At 64.7% G+C, this 22,973-nt stretch carries 15 protein-coding genes and 1 pseudogene (1 of these 16 only partly in view); 11 read left to right on the top strand and 5 right to left on the bottom strand.

Annotated features, from left to right (window positions below):
- Window positions 1–48: 48 nt before the first annotated feature.
- From BDW16_RS05795 to BDW16_RS05775, 5 genes and pseudogenes are all read left to right on the top strand, one after another.
- Window positions 49–828: a hypothetical protein gene (locus tag BDW16_RS05795; protein WP_125958873.1), complete on the top strand. Its 780-nt coding sequence runs from the start codon at window positions 49–51 to the stop codon at window positions 826–828.
- Window positions 829–937: 109 nt separating this feature from the next.
- Window positions 938–2,254 carry a metal-dependent hydrolase family protein gene (locus BDW16_RS05790; protein ID WP_241230616.1) on the top strand — a complete coding sequence of 439 codons (1,317 nt, stop codon included), beginning with the start codon at window positions 938–940 and terminating at the stop codon, window positions 2,252–2,254.
- A gap of 95 nt (window positions 2,255–2,349) precedes the next feature.
- Window positions 2,350–2,865, top strand: a complete 516-nt coding sequence (locus tag BDW16_RS05785) for a DUF308 domain-containing protein (protein WP_157926325.1) — start codon at window positions 2,350–2,352, stop codon at window positions 2,863–2,865.
- A gap of 7 nt (window positions 2,866–2,872) precedes the next feature.
- Entirely contained in the window at window positions 2,873–3,943 is a 1,071-nt protein-coding gene (locus tag BDW16_RS05780) for a linear amide C-N hydrolase (RefSeq protein ID WP_083954440.1), read from the top strand.
- A 526-nt stretch (window positions 3,944–4,469) separates the two neighbouring features.
- Window positions 4,470–5,235: pseudogene (locus BDW16_RS05775) on the top strand (IS5 family transposase).
- A gap of 208 nt (window positions 5,236–5,443) precedes the next feature.
- Here the strand turns inward: BDW16_RS05775 and BDW16_RS05770 are convergent.
- Window positions 5,444–6,547 (bottom strand): LacI family DNA-binding transcriptional regulator, encoded by a 1,104-nt coding sequence (locus BDW16_RS05770; protein ID WP_083954441.1) that lies wholly within the window; start codon window positions 6,545–6,547, stop codon window positions 5,444–5,446.
- 147 nt (window positions 6,548–6,694) lie between these two features.
- Between BDW16_RS05770 and BDW16_RS05765 the strand changes: the two genes are divergently transcribed.
- The 3 genes from BDW16_RS05765 to BDW16_RS05755 all read left to right on the top strand — a co-directional run bounded on the left by BDW16_RS05765 (window position 6,695) and on the right by BDW16_RS05755 (window position 13,075).
- Window positions 6,695–9,124: a glycoside hydrolase family 3 protein gene (locus tag BDW16_RS05765; RefSeq protein ID WP_241230614.1), complete on the top strand. Its 2,430-nt coding sequence runs from the start codon at window positions 6,695–6,697 to the stop codon at window positions 9,122–9,124.
- A gap of 19 nt (window positions 9,125–9,143) precedes the next feature.
- Window positions 9,144–11,756, top strand: a complete 2,613-nt coding sequence (locus BDW16_RS05760) for a TonB-dependent receptor (protein WP_066581236.1) — start codon at window positions 9,144–9,146, stop codon at window positions 11,754–11,756.
- Between the two features lie 89 nt (window positions 11,757–11,845).
- Entirely contained in the window at window positions 11,846–13,075 is a 1,230-nt protein-coding gene (locus BDW16_RS05755; protein ID WP_083954442.1) for a glycoside hydrolase family 6 protein, read from the top strand.
- 104 nt (window positions 13,076–13,179) lie between these two features.
- Here BDW16_RS05755 and BDW16_RS05750 read toward each other — a convergent pair whose 3' ends face one another.
- Entirely contained in the window at window positions 13,180–13,377 is a 198-nt protein-coding gene (locus BDW16_RS05750; RefSeq protein ID WP_066581238.1) for a heavy-metal-associated domain-containing protein, read from the bottom strand.
- A 152-nt stretch (window positions 13,378–13,529) separates the two neighbouring features.
- On the opposite strand from BDW16_RS05750, the gene BDW16_RS05745 reads away from it, so the two are divergent.
- Window positions 13,530–16,064 (top strand): heavy metal translocating P-type ATPase, encoded by a 2,535-nt coding sequence (locus tag BDW16_RS05745; RefSeq protein WP_066581239.1) that lies wholly within the window; start codon window positions 13,530–13,532, stop codon window positions 16,062–16,064.
- Window positions 16,061–16,558: a Cu(I)-responsive transcriptional regulator gene (gene cueR / locus BDW16_RS05740; protein ID WP_066581240.1), complete on the top strand. Its 498-nt coding sequence runs from the start codon at window positions 16,061–16,063 to the stop codon at window positions 16,556–16,558. The genes BDW16_RS05745 and cueR overlap by 4 nt, the downstream gene beginning before the upstream one ends.
- Window positions 16,559–16,576: 18 nt before the next feature.
- On the opposite strand, the gene BDW16_RS05735 is transcribed toward cueR, so the two are convergent.
- Together BDW16_RS05735 and BDW16_RS05730 are read right to left on the bottom strand one after the other, a co-directional pair.
- Window positions 16,577–17,020 carry an Lrp/AsnC family transcriptional regulator gene (locus BDW16_RS05735; protein ID WP_066581241.1) on the bottom strand — a complete coding sequence of 148 codons (444 nt, stop codon included), beginning with the start codon at window positions 17,018–17,020 and terminating at the stop codon, window positions 16,577–16,579.
- Window positions 17,020–18,939 (bottom strand): isoaspartyl peptidase/L-asparaginase, encoded by a 1,920-nt coding sequence (locus tag BDW16_RS05730; RefSeq protein WP_066581242.1) that lies wholly within the window; start codon window positions 18,937–18,939, stop codon window positions 17,020–17,022. The genes BDW16_RS05735 and BDW16_RS05730 overlap by 1 nt, the downstream gene beginning before the upstream one ends.
- A 153-nt stretch (window positions 18,940–19,092) precedes the next feature.
- Between BDW16_RS05730 and BDW16_RS05725 the strand changes: the two genes are divergently transcribed.
- The gene (locus BDW16_RS05725; protein ID WP_198585771.1) at window positions 19,093–21,828 is read left to right on the top strand and encodes a TonB-dependent receptor domain-containing protein; all 2,736 of its coding nucleotides are present in this window, start codon (window positions 19,093–19,095) and stop codon (window positions 21,826–21,828) included.
- A 42-nt stretch (window positions 21,829–21,870) separates the two neighbouring features.
- On the opposite strand, the gene BDW16_RS05720 is transcribed toward BDW16_RS05725, so the two are convergent.
- Window positions 21,871–22,973, bottom strand: the 3' portion of a protein-coding gene (locus tag BDW16_RS05720; RefSeq protein WP_198585770.1) for a serine hydrolase domain-containing protein. 136 nt of this gene lie beyond the right edge of the window; 1,103 of the gene's 1,239 nt are visible here — the last part of the coding sequence; its start codon lies beyond the right edge, outside the window; its stop codon occupies window positions 21,871–21,873.

Here is a 22,973-nt window from a genome sequence, read left to right as displayed (position 1 = left end):
AGCCTGGTTTTAGATCGCCTCGCGAACGGGTTGGCAGGGGCAAAGCAGATGGTGGAGCGATCCGGGCTTGAGCGTGCAGCCGCGGCCATGGTGTTGGTGCTCTCGGCACTCTCCTCTCCAGCGCTGGCGCAAACCGAGCCTGACGACAGCCGAACAACCATCCAGGTCACGCCCTATGTCTGGGCTTCCGGTTTCGGTGGAACACTCCGCCCCGGCGCGGTTGCGCCGACCGTGACGGTCGACAAAAGCTTCGGTGAACTCCTGGAGGATCTCGATGCCGCCTTTTTCATCAGCGGTCTCGTGAGACACGAGCGGCTGGTAGTGCTGGCCGACCTCACCCATTCTTCTTCCTCGCGAGAGGGGCTGGTGCCGACGGGTAATCCGACGGTTCCGGTCTTGCCTGCCGGGGGAAGCCTGCGCCAGACGTCGGCGACCGCCCTTGTCGGTTATCGGGCGATCGAACAGGGGCGCGCATCGCTCGATGTACTTGTTGGCGGTCGCGCTTGGTGGATCCGCCCCAAAGCGTCCGTGCCCGCGCTCAATCTGACGGCAAGCGCCAAGGCCAGTTTCGTCGACCCGGTATTCGCAACCCGCCTCAACATCAAGGCGTCGTCGCGCTTCTCGCTGCTGCTCTATGGCGATATCGGAGGCTTCGGCGCTGCTTCGGAGGTCACCGGGCAAGCCGTCGCGACCGCGAACGTGAAGGTCGCCCGGAATATCTGGCTCTCGGGCGGCTATCGCTATCTTTACGTCGATTACAAGAGCGGGCGCGTGCGGACGACCGCGGCGCTTGCGGGTCCGCTGCTTGGCGCCACCGTCGCTTTTTGACGCGGGTGCAGAGTGTCCAGATCAGAGTTGGAAAAGACAGGGCGATCATAGCGAAACGGACAGGGGACAGGCAATGAAGCGATTTTCTCGTCGAAGCTCCAAACTGGCTGTGACTCTCCTGATCTCGTCACTTGCCGTAGCGGCGGCGACGGCGCAGGCGCCGAAAGCGGCATCTCCCGAAACGCTGTTCCGCAACGTCCGCGTCCTCGACGTCGTCAAGGGCCAGCTCGGCGCCCCGACCAATGTTCTGGTTGCTGATGGCCGGATCGTGCGGATCGGCGGCGACGTGACGGCACGTGGACAGGCGAGGATCATCGAAGGCCGCGGCCGCACGCTGATGCCTGGCATGATCGACATGCACGTCCATCTGACCTTCAGTGCCCTCACCATGCCCCAGATGATGTCGCCTGACCTCACTCCCGAGAAGGCCGAAGCCGCAGCGGGGCAGCAAGCGCATGATATGCTGCTGCGCGGATTCACCGCGGTGCGCGATGCCGGCGGACCTGTCTTTGGATTGAAACGCCGCATCGATGCGGGCGAACTTGCCGGACCGCGCGTCTGGCCGTCTGGTGCGGTGATTTCACAGACGAGTGGGCACGGCGATTTCCGGATGCCTAATGAGCGGTCACGCAAATTCGGCGGCGGCGTTTCGCGGTCGGAACTGTTCGGCGCCAATTTCATCGCCGACGGGACGAGCGAGGTGCTGACCGCGACGCGCGAGAATCTGCGCTTCGGAGCAAGCCAGATCAAGCTGATGGCGGGCGGCGGGACCTCCAGTGATTACGACCCGATCGACGTTACCCAATATACATTCGAAGAAATGAAGGCCGCCGTCGATGCGGCAGAGGACTGGAACAGCTATGTGATGGTCCACGCCTATACGCCCCGCGCGGTGCGGCGTGCGATCGAGGCGGGGGTGAAGTGCATCGAACATGGCCAGCTTCTCGACGAAGCGACGCTCCGCCTGATGGCTGACAAGGGTATCTGGCTGTCGACCCAGACGCTCTCCGACGACAGCCCGAATGTCGACCCCGCGCGTCGCGAAAAAAGGCGCGAAATTCTCGCGAACAATTCGGCGCTCTGGCAGAATGCGAAGAAGCTCGGAGTGAAACTCGCCTGGGGCACCGATTTCCTGTTCGACCCCGCGCTCAATGCCGAGCAGAATGATTATCTGGTGCGGTTGAAGAGCTGGTTCACGCCCGCGGAGATCGTCAAGATGGTGACTTACGACAACGCCCAGCTCCTTGCCTTGTCGGGGCCGCGGTCGCCCTATCGTGGTGCGCTTGGTGTGGTGGAGGAAGGGGCGCTTGCCGACCTGCTCCTCGTCGACGGCAATCCGCTCGCACAAATCGATCTGCTGGGCGATCCGAAGGCGAATTTCGACGTCATCATGAAGGGCGGGAGATTATACAAGGGCGTCGATTGAGCGACTTCGCTGGTCGGGTGCAGCGCGACTGTTTTGAGCCTGGGATTGGGTAGGGATTGAGGGAGGATGGTGAGCCTATGCCCGTAGTTTCGACGATGCTGCGGTTCGCGGGCGGCGTTTCGCTGCTCTGTGGCGTGCTCGCGATCCTCAACCCGCTCGCGACGACGATGGCGGCGGTAACGCTCGCCGCCCTAGCCTTGGTGCTTTCGGGTGCGATCCAGTTCGTCAGTGGTTTTTCCGAACCCGACTGGCACGCCCGCGCGCCATCGCTGCTCGTCGCCGCGGCGGCGCTGGCGCTCGGCCTTTCGATCCTTTTTCACCCAGTAGCCGGGGCGCGAGCGCTGACGATTTTGATGGGTCTGCTACTTCTGCTGTCGGGCCTTGCCAAGCTTGGCTGGAGCGTCGCACACCGGATGGATTCCAGCTTCTGGCCGCTCCTGATTTCGGGGCTGATCTCGCTCCTGCTCGCGCTGCTGGTCTACCGCCACATCGCTAGCGGGCGGTCGGCGATCATCGGAATATTTCTCGGCGTCGAACTCATGCTGAATGGCTTGGCGCTGCTCGCCGTCGCCGCACTGGGACGCCGGTTTCTTTCGGGCGCGAGGGAGTGAGGACGCCATGGTTTTCGATATTCGATTCTTCAAAGCCGCGGCGATGGTCTGCGCGTTCGCGTTGGCCGGCACGCCGCAGACCACCCAGGCCTGCTCGCGCCTCGTTTATCTGGGTGACAAGGGACATGTCATCACGGCGCGCTCGATGGACTGGAAATATGATATCGGAACGAACCTCTATATCCTGCCGCGGGGCATCGCGCGCAGCGGCGAGGCGGGGCCCAATTCCTTCCGCTGGACAGCCAAGTACGGATCGGTCGTCGCGACGGGTTACGATGTTTCGACAACCGATGGTGCCAATGAGGCTGGGCTAGTCGCCAATGTCCTGTGGCTCACCGAGTCCGAATACCCCAAGTTCGAGAAAGGGAGTAAGCCGGGGCTGACCATTGCCGCCTGGGCCCAATATGTTCTTGACAGCTTTCCGACGGTCGAGGCCGCGGTTGCAGAACTGCGAAAAGAGCCCTTCACGATCGTGACCGACAATGTTCCGGGGCAGGACCGGCTGACCACCCTCCATTTGTCGCTTTCGGATGCGACGGGGGATAGCGCCATCATCGAGTATATCGACGGCAAGCAGGTCATTCATCACGGCCGACAGTATCAGGTGATGACCAATTCGCCGACCTATGACCAGCAACTTGCGCTCAACGCCTATTGGCAGTCGATCGGGGGAACCACCGTTCTTCCCGGTACCAATCGTGCGGCGGATCGCTTCGCGCGTGCGTCCTTCTACGTGAACGCCATCCCGAAAACCGGCGATCCGAACAGGTTGCTGGCAAGTGTCTTTGGCGTCATCCGCAACGTCTCGGTTCCGCTTGGCATAGCGTCGCCCGACCAGCCCGAAATTTCGTCGACGCGGTGGCGCACCATATTCGATCATAAGCGAAGACTTTATTTCTTTGAATCGGCGACGACACCGAACACCTTCTGGGTCGATTTGAACAAGATCGATTTCACGAAGGAGACAGGAAGGATCCGCAGGCTCGACCTCGGCGTCGATCAGGCAAATGTCTTTTCAGGCGACGTCGGCAGAGAATTCATCGAGGCGCCGGCCTTCCATTTCCAGGGGATCGGATGAGGGATCGAAGCCCCGGGCAAACAATGCAGTATTCCACGTTCCTTGAGTCCTCCGACGTGCGGCGGATCAACAGCGAAAATCTGGGACGATAGTTCAATCACATTTCGTCCGCTTTTGGTTAGGCCGTGAACCCATAAACGGGCTGATCAGGCGGCCCTGATCTCAGCGACGATGTCGTCGAATAGATCGAAATACTGACGTTCAAGCTCCTCAGATGTCAGTGAGAAGCAGCAGTGGCGTGAGGAAGCCCGAGTTCGTGCGCGGCGGACTGTCCATCAACCAAGAAGGTCGGCGGCGGTCGTAAGATCGCCCGCATTGCGCATTCCGTAGTCCGCAGCTCATACGCAGTAGATCAGTCGCGCACGCGGGGTGAGAGAGGAATAGCCTTTGGCGGCCTTCTGCTCGATGATCTGATCGCCCTCGTCCAGCAGCCAGGTTTCATGAGCATCATCCAGCATCGCTCATCCTCCGCGAAGGCCACGCTTATCTGCTTTCGTTGGCTCCGAAAACGTGATTCAGGCTTTGCATGAGCCGATACGACCTGACCGACTTCGAGTGGCGCGTGATCGAGCCGCTGCTCCCCAACAAGCCCCGCGGTGTACCACGCGTCGATGATCGCCGCGTGCTGAACGGCATCTTCTGGGTGCTACGTTCCGGTGCGCCGTGGCGCGATCTGCCGGAACGCTATGGCCCGCGAACCACCTGCTACAACCGCTTTGTACGGTGGCGAAAATCCGGTGTGTGGGATCGGATGATGGACGCCATCACCGCCGCTCACGACGGCGACATCCAGATGATCGACAGCACTGCCGTTCGCGCCCACCAGCATGCCGCGACGGCAAAAAGGGGGATCGAGATCATTGTCTCGGTCTTTCCCGAGGCGGGCTCACGACGAGAATCCATGCGGTCGTCGATGGGCAAGGCCTCCCAATCCGGCTGAGCCTGACCGCAGGGCAAAGCCATGATGGGCAAGCCGCTGACGCCTTGCTCGATCATGTTGGTGCCGGAACGATCGTGGTGGCGGACAAGGCATATGACGCTGATCGCATCCGGGCGTCCCTCCGCGAAAGGGAGCCTTTGCGAACATCCCGCCGAAGTCCAATCGACGGTCGAAACCGTACTTCAGCACGTGGCTCTATCGCGAGCGTAACCTGATCGAGCGCTTCTTCTCCAAGCTGAAGCACTTCCACCGCGTCGTCACCCGCTACGACAAGCTGGCCGAGAACTTCCTCGCGATGGTCCAGATGGCTTCAATGCGGATTTGGCTCCGCGTTTATGAGTCTACGGCCTAGTCACTGGCCCAAAAGTTGCAACTTGGCCGCCAACAGGGAGCTCAAGTTGCTCAGGCCATGATCGCGGGTCGTATCTGGCACAGCATGTAGTCTGCGCGGAGAGCCGGCTATCCGCTGCAGGAAGCATCCCGCGGTGATCCTGGCCCGATCAAGGTCCGCGAAGGGTTGCAATGGTTGCGCTAGCCGTGCCGGTACGCAGAACAAGCCGCTATCGTTTCGGCGGGGCTGACGATGCGCGAACCAGGATCTCGTGGGGGTAGTCCCGCCGGCGAACGGGCGACAAGTTCGCAGATTCATCGATCTGGGCCACCAACCGATCCGTCGCATCCCAGGCCATTTGCTGGACGGGCTGGCGAATGGTGGTCAGCTGTGGCCACGCGGTTCGCGATATCTCGGAATCATCGAACCCGACGACCGAGATGTCGGCGGGTACCGACAACCCCGCATCGCGGGCGGCCGCCATTGCCGCGACGGCCATGTCGTCATTCTGCGCGAGAATGGCGGTGGGCGGCGGCGTGCGCTGCAAGAGGTGCGAGGCGACGCTGTAGCCGAGCTCGTAGGTGAAATCGCCCGTGACGACCCAATTGTCGTCCACCGGCACGCCGGCTTCCGCAAATGCCCGCCGGTACCCCTGCATGCGCGCGGCGCTCGCCGCATGGGACGGATCGCCCATGACAATTCCGATACGCCGATGACCGAGCTGCAGGAGATGGGCGGCGATCGCGTGCGCGGCGGCGGCCTCATCCATTACGACAACCAGGCCGCGAGCCAGATCCTGGTGCGGCGTGATGCGGGCATAGGCCAGCTTATGCCGCTCCAGCATATCGAGAAGTTCCGGCTGGTCGCAGGAGGGCGGGGCGAGCAGCACGCCATCCAGACCGGCACGGACAAGCAGGCTCCCCAGCTCGGCCGGACGCCTGGCGACCTCCGAGAAGGGGAGGACAAGCAACCGGTAGCGCGTATTCTCCAGGCGGCTGAGCGCCCCATTCTGCAGCTCCACCACATAGGAGGGGCTTGGCCGTTCATAGGTTAGGCCGATCAGAAAGCTGCGCCGGGCGATCAGGCTCTGGGCGGCGATATTGGGATGATAATCCAGCGCCGCCGCCGCTTCTTTGACCCTTTTGCGCACCGCCGCGCTGACATGCGGCGCATCATTCAGCGCGCGGGATGCGGTCTTCACCGAAACGCCTGCGACCTCAGCCACATCAACGATGGTCGTTCGCTTGGAAATGCGCGGCTCCAGATCAATGCGGCGGCGACAAACCCGATAGGTCCCGCCGGCTGGAAGCACGCCTAGCGAGTTGGTTGACATCTGTCGAGCGCTGTCGGTAAACGTTGTCAGAGAATCGGTAAACGTTGTCAGTCAACGATATGGGGAGAGGAAATGGTGCCTACGGGTAAGCCCAAGCTTATGTTCAGGCTTCTTTCGTCGGCGATGCTGGCGAGCTTGCCCGTCGTCATGGCTGCAACGGCGTCCGCGCGGGACGATGCGGCGCAGGCGCATCCGGCAATGTGGCCCGAGCGTCGCCCGACGGTTCCGCTCGACCCCGCGGTCGAATTGCGGGTCGCCGATCTGCTCGCGAAGATGTCGCTTGAGCAGAAGGTGGGGCAGATCATCCAGGCGGATATCGCGAGCGTCACGCCCGCCGATGTCCATCGCTACCATCTGGGTTCCGTGCTGAATGGCGGCAATTCGGATCCGGGCGGGCGCTACAACGCCCCGCCCAGGGATTGGCTGGCCGCAGCCGATGCCTTCTATGCCGCGTCGATGCAGCCCAATGGCGCACTGCCGCGCATCCCGGTCATCTGGGGCAGCGATGCGGTGCACGGGCACAACAATGTCGTCGGCGCCACGCTGTTTCCGCACAATATCGGGCTCGGCGCTGCGCGTAATCCCGATCTGATCCGCCGTATCGGTGAAGCGACCGCGATCGAGATGCGGGTCACCGGACTCGACTGGACCTTCGCACCCACATTGGCGGTGGTCCGCGACGACCGATGGGGCCGCACCTATGAAGGGTTCGGCGAAACACCCGAAATCGCGACGGCATATGCGGCGCCCCTCATCGAAGGGCTGCAAGGGAAGATCGGCGACAAGGACTGGCTGCGCGGCCCGCATATCATCGCCACGGCGAAGCATTTCCTGGGCGACGGCGGAACCAGGAACGGCAAGGATCAGGGCGATACGGAAATCGGCGAGGCGGGGCTGCGCGACCTGTTCAGCCCGCCCTATCTGCCCGCGCTCGATGCAGGCGTCCAATCGGTCATGGTCAGCTTCTCTGGCTGGAACGGCGCCAAGATGCACGGCAACAAGTCGCTGCTCACCGGGGTCGTCAAACAGCGCTGGAACTTCGACGGCTTTCTGGTCGGCGACTGGAACGGGCACGGTCAGGTCGCGGGATGCACGGCGACGAATTGCCCGCAATCGGCGATCGCCGGGCTCGACATGTACATGGCTCCCGACAGTTGGAAGGCGCTGTACGAGGCGACGCTGGGCCAGGCGCGCGACGGCACCTTGCCGATCGACCGGCTCGACGACGCGGTCCGGCGCATCCTGCGGGTCAAGATCCGCGCTGGCCTGTTCGAGGCAGGCAAGCCTTCGTCGCGTCCCTATGCGGGCCGTTATGAGCTTCTCGGCAGTGCCGAACATCGCGCGCTGGCGCGCGAAGCGGTGCGGCAGTCGCTGGTGCTGCTCAAGAACGCCAATGGCCTGCTCCCGCTCAAGCCGGGCGGCCGCATCCTGGTCGCCGGCGACGGTGCCGACAATCTGACCAAGCAGACCGGCGGCTGGACGCTGAGCTGGCAGGGTACGGGAACGCAGCGATCCGATTTCCCCAATGCCCAGTCGATCTGGGAAGGCATCGAAGCGACGGTCAAGGCCGCGGGCGGCACCGCAACGCTTTCCGTCGAGGGCGGCTATTCAGCCAAGCCCGATGCCGCGATCGTCGTGTTTGGCGAGGAGCCCTATGCGGAGTTCCAGGGGGATCGCCCCGACGTCGGCTATGACGATGCGAAGACCCTGGCCTTGTTGCGCACCCTGAAGACCGCGGGCGTTCCCACCGTCGCGGTGTTCCTCTCGGGGCGGGCGATGTGGGTCAATCCCTTTCTCAATGCCTCGGACGCCTTCGTCGCGGCATGGCTCCCCGGTTCGGAGGGCGGCGGGGTGGCGGATGTCCTGTTCGGCAAGTCCGATTTCAGCGGCAAGCTCGGCTATAGCTGGCCGCGATCGAGCGACCAGACCACCGTCAATATCGGCGACAGCAACTATGATCCGCTGTTCCCCTACGGCTTCGGGCTGAAGGTCGCGGACCGTGGCGACCTCGCCGCGCTGCCCGAGACGCGCGCGACCGCTGCGGCGGCCGAAACAGGCATCCTGTTCACCGCCGGCAAACCGGGCGGAGGTCGGCGCCTGCTCCTCGGGCGGCCGGGCGAGCTCGCGGCCAATCCCGGACCCGAGCTGATCGATGCGCGCCCCGCCGATCGTTCGGCGCAGGAGGATTCGTTGCGGATCCGCTGGACCGGGGCCGGCCAGGCCGTCGCCGCCATCGTGCAGGACGTGCCAGTCGATCTTTCCCGCCAGGCCAATGGTGATCTGGCGCTCGAACTCGAGCTGAAGGTCAATGCCGCGCCGTCTGCCGAGGTGAGCCTGTTGATGCGCTGCGGGACGGATTGCGCGGGCGGATTCCCGGTGCGCGGCATTCTCGGCGAAGCGGCGAAGACCGGGAAGTGGACACGCGTGGCCGTACCGCTTCGCTGCTTCGAGAAGGCGGGCGTCGACATGACGCGCGTCGAGACGCCGCTGTCCATCGCGACCGCGGGGAGCCTCGACCTCACTCTGTCCTCGGCGCGCATCACATCGCCTTCGGGCCCGCAACTCGCATGCAAATGAATCGAAAAGGGAGGATGACATGAACAGGGGAATTTTCACGCGCTCGGCGCTGCTGATGCTGCTTTCCAGCGCGGCGGCGATGCCCGCCTATGCGCAGGACCGGCCAGCCGCCGGGCCGGCGGTCGAGGAAAGCGACGAGACCGTCGTCGTCACGGCCAATCGCCGCGAGGAGAATCTGCAGGACGTCTCGGGCGTCGTACAGGCGTTCAGCGCCGACCAGCTGCGCCAGGACGGCATCGCCGAGCTCCGCCAGCTCCAGGCCGCGGTGCCGGGCCTCAGCATCGCCAACCAGGAAGGCAATGTCGAAATCTTCATTCGCGGCGTGGGATCGGCGAACAGCACCGAGCTCGGCGATCCGGGTGCCGCACCGCATCTCAACGGCACCTATATCCCGCGGCCGCGCGGCCTCGGCCTGATGTTCTACGATCTCGAACGGGTCGAGGTGAACAAGGGGCCCCAGGGCACCCTCTACGGGCGCAACGCGCTCGCCGGCACGCTCAACATCATCACCGCGAAGCCGCGCCTCGGCCAATATGGCGGCTATGCGCAGGCCGAGGTCTCCAACCGGTCCTCCTATGCGGCGGAAGGCGCGATCAACATCCCGCTCGGCGAGACGTTCGCGCTGCGTGCGGCGGGCTATTACGTCAACCGCGACTATGGCTTCAAGAATGTCTCGACCGGCGCGCCCGCAAAGGATCTCAAGCCCGCCGGGCTCGAGGAGAATTACGCCGGCCGCCTCTCGCTGCTGTGGGAGCCGAGCGATCGCCTGACGGTCTCGATCGTCGGCGATTATGGCAAGGAAACCGGGACCGGCTATCCCGGCGCGAACATCTTCAGCGCCGTGATGGGAAGCGGCCTGCGCCCCGATCAGCTCGATCTCAAGCGCGTCGTCTATCGCGGCCTGCAGGGTGAGATGGAGAATGAGCTGTGGGGCGTGCAGGGCAAGATCAGCTACGATTTCGGTAGCTTCTCGGCCGAAGTGACGGGCAGCTACCGCTCGGTCGATTTCTACCAGGTCAACGCCAGCAGCGACGGCATCGACTATCCGGGACGCGATCTCTCCGCCGTCCAGTACGACAATTTCTCCGGCAATTTCTGGCAGACCCGTTCGAAGAGCCAGGTCTATGAGGCGCGCCTGTTCGCCGATGAGGACCAGCGCCTGCGCTGGAACGTCGGCGGCTTCTACTTCAAGGAAGACCAGGCGGTCGGCTATCTCGCGCTCGCCGATCGCGGCTATTGCTGCTATTCGGGCACCGAGTTCACCATGCCCGATGTGGATGGTGAGAGCTTCGCCTTCTACGCCGACGGCACCTTCGACGTGACCGCGCGGCTGCGTGTCCTTGCCGGTATCCGCTATACCGAGGAAAAGAAGTCGCGTTACGGCATCGGCGGCAACTGGGCGTTGACGCTGGGCGGGGCAGGGGACGCCTGCTGCTTCGCGACGCGCATCGGCACCGAGGGTTTCCGTCCGGCCTTGCTCGACCGGCCCAATTTCAACGTCAGCGGCATCACCACCCGGCAGGGCATGGCGCAGTTCCTGATCGAGGGGGTCAAGACACCCGGCCTGCGCGACACGCTGATCGCCCAGATCGGTTCGATCGCGAACGGCACGAACCCCAATGGAACCTGCATCGACCGGCCGGATATCGACAATGGCTTCGTCGACTGCCCCGCCAGCGGGAGCTTCAGCTACGCCAATCTGACGATCCCCGGCCAGCAGTCCGGCAGCTCGAAGTTCGATTTCATCGACTGGCGCGCGGGTGTCGAATTCGACATCACCGACGACAACATGGTCTATGCGAAGGTCTCGACCGCGCATAAATCGGGCGGGTTCAACGACAGCTTCAACGCATCGCCGATCCCTGAGACCTTCAGCCCGGAAAAGCTGCTCGTCTATGAGGTCGGCAGCCGCAACAGCTTCGACCTGTTCGGGCGGCGATCGGTCTTCAACCTCACCGGTTTCTACTATGATTACACCAATCAGGTCTTCCAGGACCTGACCTGCATCAATCTCGACAGCACTCAGACGCCGCCGGTCTGCAACGGCTATTCGCTGGTCAACCGCAATATCGGCGCATCGCGCATCTACGGGGCCGAGGCCGAGCTTCGCCTCAAGCTGCCGGGGCATTTCGGGCTCGATCTCAATGCCGCCTATCTCGATACCAGGATCACCCGCGGCACGGTGGCGGATGCGCGCGCACAGGATCACAGCGCCGGTGGAAACTCGCCGCTGATCAGCCTGGTGGGCAATCGCCTGCCGCTCGCGTCGAAGATGAACCTCAGCGCCCGGCTGTCGCAGTGGTTCGATGCGGGGCCGGGCCGTCTCGATTGGCAGGCGCTGATCAACTACCGCTCGTCCTATTATCTCAGCCAGTTCAACGAGGACGACATCGTCTTCCTCAACGGCGCGCGCCAGACGGCGATGCAGGCCGGCTTCCCCGACCGGCAAAAGGGGTACACCACGGTCAATCTCGGGATCGGCTACACGATCGACAATTTCCGGCTCGAGGCCTGGGCGAGCAACTTCCTCGACGAGGAGGTGTCGCAAAAGGCGCTGGTCGGTTCGTCGCTCAACATCCGCTTCCTCAACGATGCGCGCAGCTACGGCCTGCGGGCGCGGATCACATTCTGATAAGGGGGCGCCTGCGCCGGTTCGCCGGCGCAGGCGGTTGTCCGGGTTTGTCCGGCAGCCTGTCGAAGGCGGAATGAGAGGAGAAATCCATGGCCGAAGCGCGCGTCCACCGCGACCTGCCAGGTATTGCGCGATCCGCCATTGCCATTGTCGCGGCGCTTGGGCTCATATCCCCGGTTACGGCGCAGGAGGCGAGGCTTTTCGTCGATTCGCGCAGCACCACCATCGATGCGGCTGCGCGCCTGGAAGGGGAGGCGCGGCGCGACGCGCTGCTGCTTGCCAGGTTCCCGTCCGCGACCTGGTTCACCGGCGGAACGCCGGCCGCGGTCGAGGCGAAGGTGCGCGAACTCGTCGATCGCGCCGCGGCCGAAGGAAAGCTGCCCGTGCTCGTCGCGTACAATATCCCCTTCCGCGATTGCGCGCTCTATTCCGCAGGGGGCGCGGCGAACAGCGCGGCCTATCTCGACTGGATCCGCGGCTTTGCTGCCGGCATCGGTGAGCGCGACGCCATCGTCATCCTCGAACCCGATGGCCTGGGCGTCATCCCATGGCATCGCACGCTGTCGGGGGAACTCGAGGCCTGCCGGCCCGCGGGCAGGGAGAAGGACGGCGCGACCGCGGAGCGCTTTGCCCAGTTGCGCGGTGCGGTCGACATCCTGTCCTCGCGGCCCCGCGCGCGCGTCTATCTCGACGGGACGACCAGCAGCTGGCTTTCGCCTGCCGAGGCGGCCAGCCGGTTGGTGCAGGCGGACGTCAACAAGACCGCAGGCTTCTTCCTCAATGTCTCCAACTATGAAGACGACAGGCGTCTCTCGCACTACGCGCGCTGGATCAGCGACTGTATCGCGCTCGTGACTCGCGCCAGGCTCGATCCGCGGCAATGCCCCAGCCAGTATCATCCGGCTCGTTTCGACGATGTCTCAAGCTGGCGGCGGACCGACCGGGTCTATGACCGGTTGTTCGATGCCGCGAGGTTGCGGCGGGACCCTTCGGCCCAGAAACATGCGGTGATCGACACCAGCCGCAACGGTCTCGGTTCATGGCAGCCCAAGGCGGGCCGGTATCGCGATGCGGAGGTGTGGTGCAATCCCCCCGGCCGCGGGCTGGGCCGGCGTCCGACGCTCGATACCGGCAATGCCTATGTGGATGCGTTCCTGTGGATCAAGGTGCCGGGCGAATCCGATGGTCAATGCCATCGCGGTACCGGCGGCCCCGGTGATCCGGAGCGCGGCGTCGTGGCGCCCGCGGCGGGCGGCTGGTTCGCCCAGCAGGCGCGCGAGTTGATCGAATTGGCGATGCCGCCGCTACGACCGGATTGAGCGAACCGGCTGCGAACGCCGGTCAGCCGCGAACCCCGTACGCCGCATTGCTGTTCACCGCACCGATCGATCGCTGCCGGAAGGCGCGATGTGCCGCCTCTCGGTCAGGCGTACCGGACCTCATAGCCCGCTTCGCGGATCGCCTTGGCGAGCGTGTCGCGGTCGGCATGCGTCTCCACGCTCATGCTCTTTTCCGCGATATTGGCCTCGACACGGGCGTCCGCATCGACGTCCTGAATGGCGTTGGTGATCGAACGCGCGCAGCCGCCGCATGTCATCCCGGGGATGTTCAAACGGATCATCTTGGAACCTCCTGATCTTGGTGGAGGCGTGGAGATGGGGCTTGCCATCATGGTAAGGTCAACCGCCTGGCGCGCGTTGTCTTGCCCCTTGACCTTCCCATGATGGGAAGCCCCACATTCCGGTCGAACAAGGAAAGCCGGAGTGTGCTGCGATGTCCAACGTCATGGAATTGAACAGGAAGTCGGTCGCTCCCGCGAGCGGGACGGCGCCGATGAGCGTCGCCGTCGCCGGCATGACCTGTGCCTCGTGCGTCGGTCACATCGAAAAGGCGGTCGCTCGCCTGCCCGGGGTCGTCGCCGTCAGCGTCAATCTGGCGACGGAAAGGGCCGACGTCACCTTTGCGGGCGCGCCGGATCCGCAGGCGGTGATTCAGGCGATCGAACATGCCGGATATCAGGTGCCGGAGATCGAGACCGAACTCGGCGTCGAGGGGATGACCTGCGCGTCGTGCGTTGGCCATGTCGAAAAGGCGCTTGCCGGCGTACCGGGGGTCACGGCGGCAAGCGTCAACCTGGCGACCGAACGCGCCAGCATCCGCTATCGCAGCGGGATTGCCACGCTCGGGGATCTGGAGGCCGCGGTCCGTCGTGCGGGCTACACGCCACGGCGCCTCGAAACCGATCGTACAGCGCCCGATCGCGAAGCTGCTGCGCGCGATGCCGAGCTGCGGGGCCTTCGCGGCTCGCTCGTCCTGGCGGCGGCGCTGGCCTTGCCGGTGTTCGTGCTCGAAATGGGGTCGCACCTCATCCCCGGGGTTCATGATTGGGTGATGGCGACGATCGGGATGCAGGCGAGCTGGCTGATCCAGTTCGTGCTCACCACGCTCGTGCTGTTCGGGCCGGGATTGCGCTTCTTCCGCAAGGGCGTTCCCGCGATCCTGCGCGGCACGCCCGACATGAATTCGCTCGTCGCGCTCGGCACCAGCGCCGCCTGGGGCTATTCGCTCGTCGCCACCTTCGCCCCGGGGGTTCTGCCGGCCGGTACCGCCAATGTCTATTATGAGGCGGCGGCGGTGATCGTCGCCCTGATCCTGCTCGGCCGCTATCTCGAGGCCAGGGCAAAGGGGCGGACGTCGGAGGCGATCAAGCGTCTTGCCGGGCTCCAGGCCAAGACCGCGCGCGTCGTGCGCGACGGCGCGGTTCTCGACGTCGCGCTGGCCGATGTCGTTGCGGGCGATGCGGTCGAGGTGCGTCCGGGCGAGCGCGTGCCGGTCGATGGCGACGTCGTCGAGGGCAGCTCCTATGTCGATGAATCGATGATCACCGGCGAACCGGTTCCGGTCGCCAAGGCGGCGGGCGCTGCCGTGGTCGGCGGCACGATCAACACCACCGGCGCCTTCACCTTCCGCGCGACAAAGGTCGGCGCGGATACGGTTCTCGCTCAGATCATCCGCATGGTCGAACAGGCGCAGGGGTCGAAGCTTCCGATCCAGGCGATGGTCGACAAGGTCACCGCCTGGTTCGTGCCCGTGGTGATGGGTGTCGCGGCGCTGACCTTTGCGATCTGGCTCGTCTTCGGTCCCGATCCGGCGCTGACCTTCGCGCTGGTCAATGCGGTCGCGGTTCTCATCATCGCCTGCCCGTGCGCCATGGGGCTCGCGACGCCCACATCGATCATGGTCGGAACCGGGCGTGCGGCGGAACTCGGCGTCTTGTTCCGCAAGGGCGAGGCGCTGCAGACGCTGCGCGACGTCAGCGTCGTCGCGCTCGACAAGACCGGAACCCTGACCAAGGGGCGTCCGGAGCTGACCGACCTCGAGCCTGCCGAGGGGTTCGAGCGCGATACGGCGCTCGCGCTGGTCGCCGCGGTCGAAGCGCGGTCCGAGCACCCCATTGCCGGGGCGATCGTCGCTGCGGCGAGGGCGCGCGGTCTTGCGGTGCCGCCGGCCGAGGCGTTCGAGGCGACACCCGGATATGGCGTGTCGGCGCAGGTCGGGGGACGGGCGGTGCAGGTCGGCGCCGATCGCTTCATGGCGAAGCTCGGTCATGACGTGTCCGCCTTCGCTGGCAAGGCAGCCGAACTGGGCGCGCTGGGGCGGACGCCGCTCTATGCGGCGATCGACGGCAGCCTCGCGGCGATCATCGCGGTCGCCGACCCGATCAGGGAGACGACGCCCGAGGCGATTCGGGCGCTGCACGATCTCGGGCTCAAGGTCGCGATGATCACGGGCGACAATCAGGCGACGGCCGATGCCGTGGCGCGCACGCTCGGGATCGACGAGGTGATCGGCGAGGTTCTTCCCGGCGGCAAGGTCGCCGCGCTCCACCGCCTGCGCGCCGCCGACCGCAAAATCGCCTTCGTCGGAGACGGCATCAACGACGCGCCGGCGCTCGCTTCGGCTGATGTCGGGCTTGCGATCGGTACCGGTACCGATGTCGCGATCGAGTCCGCCGATGTCGTGCTGATGTCCGGGGACCTCAGGGGCGTGGTCAATGCGATCGCCCTGTCCAAGGCGACGATCCGCAACATCAGGGAGAACCTGTTCTGGGCCTTCGGATACAATGTGGCGCTGATCCCGGTCGCCGCGGGTGCGCTCTATCCGCTCAACGGCGCACTCCTGTCACCGATCTTCGCGGCGGGCGCGATGGCGCTTTCGAGCATCTTCGTGCTAACCAACGCGCTCCGGCTGAAGGCCTTCCGGCCGGCGATCGCCGCCAGCCGGCATGATCAAGGAGAAGCGCGTTGAACATCGGCCGCGCCGCTAAACTGTCGGGCGTCTCGGCCAAGATGATCCGCTATTACGAGCAAACCGGGCTCATCCCCCAGCCGTTGCGCCAGGAGTCGGGGTATCGCGACTATGACGATGCTGACGTGCATCGATTGCGATTCATCCGACGCGCGCGCGACCTGGGCTTTGCGGTCGAGCAGATCGGTGACCTCCTCGGGCTGTGGTCGGACCGCAGCCGGGCCAGCGCCGACGTGAAAGCGATCGCGCTTGAGCATGTCGAGCGGCTCAAGGACAAGGTTACGGAAATCGAGGCGATGGTTCGCACGCTCGAGACGCTGGCGAATCACTGCCACGGGGACGACCGCCCCGATTGCCCGATCATCGAAGGGCTGGCGGAGGGCGAGTGCGGCTTGCCGGACCTGCAACCCCGGGAACCTCATCGCTTCGGCGATCCCGGCGAGCAATCCGCCCGACGGAAAGGCCCTCAGCCGCGCAAGGCGTCCGCGCATTGACGGCAACGCACACTCATTTCACCGTTCGAGCTTGGTCGCCAGAATGACCGAACTGCGCGTGAACTCGACACCGTCCAGCATCCCGATCTCGTCGACGAGCCGGTTCAGTTCCACCCCGTCCTCGGCTTCCAGCATCGCGATATAATCGAACTCACCGCTGATCGCATGGATCGCCGAGACCTGGACGATCTCCGAAAGAAGCGATTCGAGCTCGCGGCGGAAGCGCGGCGCGGTCTTGATCATGACATGCGCGCGCAGGCGGCTGCGGGCAAAGGCGTCGCCAAGCCTGACGGTATATCCGTCGACGACTCCGCTCTCCTCAAGGCGGGCGAGGCGCGAGTAGAGCTGGCCGCGGGAAATGCCGAGTTCCTTGGCAAGCTGGGCGATCGGCTGGCGCGCATCGTCGCGCAACAGGCCGAGGAGCCGGACGTCGACCTCGTCGAGGTTCGGCTGGCCCGACATCAGCGTTCCGGGAAACGCTCGTCGGCGAAGATCGCCGTTTGCGGCTCGCTCCCCGGCCCGATCCGGCCGCGATACATGCCGAGATCATTGATCGCGAACGCCGGCTTGCCATTCGAACCCATTGCGATCAGCCCTCCGTCGCCTCCGATCGATCCTACCGCCATGATCGTCGCCTGCGCGGCGTTTGCAAGGGTCTCGCCGTTCCAGGCGACGCGATCGCAGACCTGGCGCGCCGCGCTCTCACGAATGAAATACTCCCCGGACCCGGTCGCCGATACCGCGCACTGGCCATTCTTCGCATACGTACCGGCGCCGATGATCGGGGAATCGCCGACCCGGCCCCAGCGCTTTCCGGTCATGCCGCCGGTCGAAGTGGCGGCGGCGAGGTTACCGTCGGCGTCGAGCGCCACCGCGCCTACTGTTCCGAACAAATGGGATCGATCGACCGCGCCCGCCTGCTTGTTGCGCCACGCCTGCAATTGCTGCCAGCGCTCTTCGGTCCGGAACCATTCGGGGGCGACCTGCTCGAGACCCTGTTCGATCGAGAAGCGATCGGCGCCGTCTCTGGCCAGCATCACATGGCGGGTCTTGTCCATCACTGCCCGGGCAAGGTCGATCGGATGCCGCGTTCGGGTGACTCCGGCGACGGCACCCGCCTTTTGCGTGGCACCGTCCATGATCGCCGCGTCGAGTTCGTTGCGGCCCTCCGCGGTGAACACCGCGCCGCGACCGGCATTGAACAGGGGATTGTCCTCCAGGATGCGGACAGCCGCGGCGACCGCATCGAGCGCCGGGCCGCCGCGATCGAGGACCGCACCGCCGGCGCGCAGCGCTTCGGCAAGGCCGGCCCGATAGGCGGCTTCCTTTGCCGGGGTCAGCGTGCCGCGCTCGATGACGCCGGCACCGCCATGGATCGCGAGCGACCAGCGCGGCATTTCCGAAATCTCGCCGCCGGCCGCCGCATAGCGGCGCACAGAGGCGGGATTATCGACCCGGCCCGAGGGCAGATGGAGGACGGATGCGGTGTTCATGACCGTGACCTTGATCCGATCCGCGACGAGCACGCCGCGAGACGGCGCCACGCGCAGCGCCGATCCATCGACGATCCAGGCGCCGCCATCGGGCTCGATCGCATAGACGCGTCCGCGGCCGTCGGCCTCGACCGCGACTGCGGCGCTTTCATCCACTCCGACGCCGATCATCGCCGGCGAGTCCGACGGGCGCCCAAGCTGGGCCTTGGCGACAAAGGCGAAGAGGCGGCCGAGCCGGTCGCGCTCCTTGAAATGCGTATCGGTCACCACGCCCTTGAGCAGTGCGATGTCGAGGAAGTCGCGTTCGATGGTGTTCGCCGGGCCGAACGGATCGGCGAGTGCCTCGGGCGACTTGATGCTGCCGCCGTCGCTTGCCCCGTAGAGCGCTTCGCCCAGCATCGCGAGACCCGCGCTGGTGCCGGCGAGCGGCTTGCCTGCCGCGACATGCGCGGTGAGCAGGCGCGCGACCTCCGTACCCTTCCAGTAGCGCACATAATTTGCCTGATCGCCGCCGGCGAGGAAGATGCCGTCGGCGCGGCGAAGCGCCGCCAGGATCCGGGGATCGGAGGCGGCGGCGCGATCGTGGAAAACAAAGGTCTCGGCCGAGGCGACCCCGCCGATCTCCTTCACGAACTCCTTACCGATCTCGCCCGCATAGGAGGCGCGCAGGATGACGATATGGCCGTTCCCGGCCTTGGCGAAGAACCAGCGCATGGCGTCGTGATTGCGGTCGCCGCCACCCATCAGGAGCAGCCCGCCCGAGCGCTGTCCTGGCGTCGGCGCGGAAAGCTTGCCCTCGACATAGCGGTCGAACGTCTTGGTCTTGGCGCCTGCCGCAGCGGGGACAAATCCGAGGGTCGCGATAACCAGAAGAAGCAATACCCGCATTGAAAACGGCTCCGTTGAACAGATTGTACGCAGTTTGATACAGTTTAGAGGCCGTATGCAATAATTTGATTGCCAATTTCGACGATATGTTGAACTTTCCGATCCGTCATCTCGACGGGTGAAGGTCGGCTGGCGTGCAAGAGGGGGAGCGACATGACATATTCGATGCGCCGCGCGTTTCGGGTTCATCTGGCCATCGGCTGCTGTGCGAGCGCGCTTGCCGCGCCGGCCTTTGCGCAGGACGCTCCCGCCGAGGAACAGCCCCGCGAAGTGGTCGTGATCGGATCGCGCATTCCCACGATCAAGGAAGGTCCGGCCCCGGTCACCGTCATCGATGCCGATACGATCCGGTCGAACGGCTATACCAGCGTTCCCGAAATGCTGGCCGCCCTGCCGCAGAACAGCGGCGAGACGCAAAGCCCGCAGTCGGGCAGCAGTTCCGATTTCACCCCGGGCGCACAACAGGTCGATCTGCGCGGGCTGGGGCCGAACCATACGCTGGTGCTGATCAACGGCCGTCGGATCGCCGATTTCCCGCTTCCCTATATCGGGCGGAGCAACTTCACCGATATCTCGAACATCCCGGTCAGCCTGATCGAGCGCGTCGAGGTGCTGAGCGGCGCGGCCTCCGCAATCTATGGCTCGGATGCGATCGCCGGCGTCATCAACTTCAAGATGAAGGAGAAGCTCGACGGCATCACGCTCGACTATCGCCATGGCCGCACCGAGCATGGCGGCGGGCTGTCGCATCGGATCACCGCGACGGGCGGCTGGTCGTCCGGCCGTTTCAGCATTGCGGGCGGCATCGAATATCTCGACCAGCGGCCGCTCTGGGCGTTCGATCGCGACATCCAGGACAGCACCCTGGACAGCCCGGTGAACACGCTGGCGCGGCGGACTTTCTATCGCGCCAACGAGGATGTCGATTATCTTACGCCGCCGGCGGGCGCTTGCGCCGCACTGGCGGGACTCAACCGGGGCAGCATCCGCCAGTATAATCGTCCGCGCTATGGCGATTTCTGCGGCAGCCAGGACTCGATCGCATATGGAACGATCGTGTCCGGCCGCAAGGGATTCAACAGCTTCGGCACGATGTCGTACGAGTTGTCGGACAATGCCAAGCTGTTCGCTGACTTCCAGCTGGGGATCAGCAAAGTACGCCTGATGTACGACGTGACGAAATGGTCGTTCGAACAGGTGTCGAGCAGCGCCGACAACAACTTCTACAACAGCTTCACCGACCAGATTGAGGATTGGGGGCGCCAGTTCACGCCGGAGGAAACCGGCGGCTTCCAGATGCAGCGGATCAAGCAGACCACCTACAGCATCACGCCGGGGATCCGCGGCACCGTCGGCGGCACCTGGAATTACGAGCTGTCGTTCAACTACAGCCGCTATCAATCGATCGTGCGCTGGCCGCAGATCATCAACAGCAAGGCGCAGAAGCTGTTCCTGGGCGATCGGCTCGGCATCGACGCGGATAGCGGCTATCCGATCTACAATGCCAATCCGGCACGGCTCTACACGGCGCTGACCCCCGCCGAATATGCGGGTATCTCCGCCGATACCGTCTATCGCCCCTATAGCTGGACCAGCAATGCGCAGGCGACGCTGACCAACGGTGAACTGTTCCGGTTGCCCGCGGGTCCGGTCGGGTTCGCGGCGGTCGCCGAATATGGCAAGCAGGGCTATAATCTGCGCCCTGATCCGCTGGCGCTGACCGACTATTATTTCAGCTGGAAGGACAGCGACGGCTCGGGCAGCCGCAGCCATGCGGCTATCGGCGGCGAATTGCGTGTCCCGGTGCTCAACTTCCTCACGCTGACCGGCGCGGGGCGCTACGACACGTTCGGCTTTGCCGACCGCAATGTCGGCAAGTTCACCTATAACGGCGGAATCGAGGTTCGGCCGACCAACAGCCTGTTGTTCCGTGCCGCCTATGGCACCGCCTTCCGCGCGCCCGACCTCCATTACGTGTTCACCGGGCCGGGCAATGTCGAAGGCAATGTAATCGATTATGCCACCTGTCGGCAGGATATCCCCGGGGCAGGGGTCAGCGACTGCGAGGACTATGAGACCGGCATCGTCGTCAACCGCACGGGTAGCCGCAACCTGAAGCCCGAAACGGGCAAGTCGCTGACCGCTGGCATGGTGTTCTCGCCATCGCGCCGGCTGCATATCTCGGTCGATTATTTCCGCGTCACGCTCGACAATCAGGTCACCGACCTGAGTGTCGATCAGATCACCCGCGACGAGGCGGATTGCCGCCCCGATGTTGGAGGTAAGCTCGACCCCAATTCACCGACCTGCGTGGACGCGCTCGCACGGATCCGGCGTTTTGCGAGCGGCGGTTCCGCGGGCAAGATCGAAGCGATCCGCGTCAACCCGATCAATATCTCGCGCGAAAAGACCAGCGGGATCGACGTCTCTTTCCGCGGCACGCTGCCCACCAGCTTCGGCGACTTCACCCTGTCGCTGGCGCACAGCCACGTGTTCAAGCACACCTATCAGCAATATCCGGGCGATCCGATCGAGAACAAGCTGGCGTATGACAGCGGCTTCTACATGCCGCGCGACAAGTCTAGCGGCAGCATCAGCTGGGACCATGACGGGCTGAAGCTCACCGTTTCCGGCACGCGGCTGGGCAAGCTGCCCAATTATGACGAGGACGCGTTCCTCAAGGCCAGCACCCTGTTCAACGCGACCGTCCAGTACGACTTCACCGATCACCTGCGCGGATCGCTGACGGTGCGCAACCTGTTCGATACCAAGCCGGTCAAGGACGACACCTGGTCGAGCTATCCCTATTACAACACCGCCTGGTTCGACAGCGTCGGCCGCAGCGTCTTCATGCAGTTGACCTACAAGATCGGAGGCAAACCGCTGTAAGCCGGCGGCGAATGATCGGACGCGGGGTCGCGACCGCGCCGATCAGACCAGCGACTTCAACCGGTCGATCCCCGTTGCCTCGCGAACGATCCGGGCCGCGAGCGCATTCCCGTTCGCGGCGTTGGTGAAGACGATGATCGCCCGCCCGCGCCGGGCATCGCCGACGCCCAGCGTCTTGAAGATGCCGTAGTTGCTGCCGCTATGCTGGAACAGCGGGCCGGGCGGGCCCTGCTCGATCTCCCAGCCCAGCGCCCGCGAAATATCGCGCCCGCGTATCTCGAGCCGGGGGGCGAGCATCGCCTGCCGGGAAGCATCGCCGATCTCCCACGCCGCCCGGTTCGGCCGGTCCATCATGAGGACCATGAACTTCGCATAGTCGGACGCGGTCGTCAGCAGCCCGCCCGCAGTATTGACCAGCAGGCCGTGAGTCGATGGCGGCGTCTTCGGATCCGTCTCGCGCATCGCTGCGACCGAATCCTCATAGGTCCAGGACGCGATCGGCTTGCGCCACTTCGCCGCGAGCGGAAGCAGCCGGTCGCCCATCTCGCGCGTGGGCTGGCGCGGGAGTTTCTGTTCGCCCTCCGGGGGTTCGGAATGGCCGAAGACCAGCGCATTTGCGATTCCTTCGTCCCAGCCGAAGCTGCTGCGGGACATTCCGGCCGGGTCGAACAGCTTCGCCTGCATCACGCTGCCAAGGCTCGCGCCCATGATCTTCTCGACGACCATCTGGAGCCAGACGAATGCTTCGCCCGAATAGGTGAAGCCCGATCCGGGGGGCTGGCTGGTGACGAGCGGCTCGGAGGACCAGTTGGGCAGGCCGGTCGAATGCTCCAGCACGTGCCGGGCGGTAATGCGCTCAAGATTGGGATCGTTGCCGGGACTGGCCGGCGGGCGGTAGGCGGCGAGCGGCTTGTCGAGGTCGAGCCGCTTCTCGTCGACCAGCCGCATGACGACATAGGCGAAGACCGGCTTGGTCATCGATGCGGCTTCGAACAGCGTATCCTCGCGCACCGGGTCGCGGGTGAGCATGTTCTTCACGCCGAAGCTGCCGCTCCAGGCAGGTTTCGCGCGGTCGACGACCGCGATCGCGACACCGGGTACGCCCGCGATCCGCATCAGGCGCGGAAGTTCCCGGAGCAGCGCTT

Source organism: Sphingomonas koreensis (genome assembly GCF_002797435.1).
GTDB lineage: Bacteria > Pseudomonadota > Alphaproteobacteria > Sphingomonadales > Sphingomonadaceae > Sphingomonas > Sphingomonas koreensis.
The sequence above is the reverse complement of the archived record's forward strand: the minus strand, read 5'-3'. Positions and strand labels throughout refer to the sequence as shown.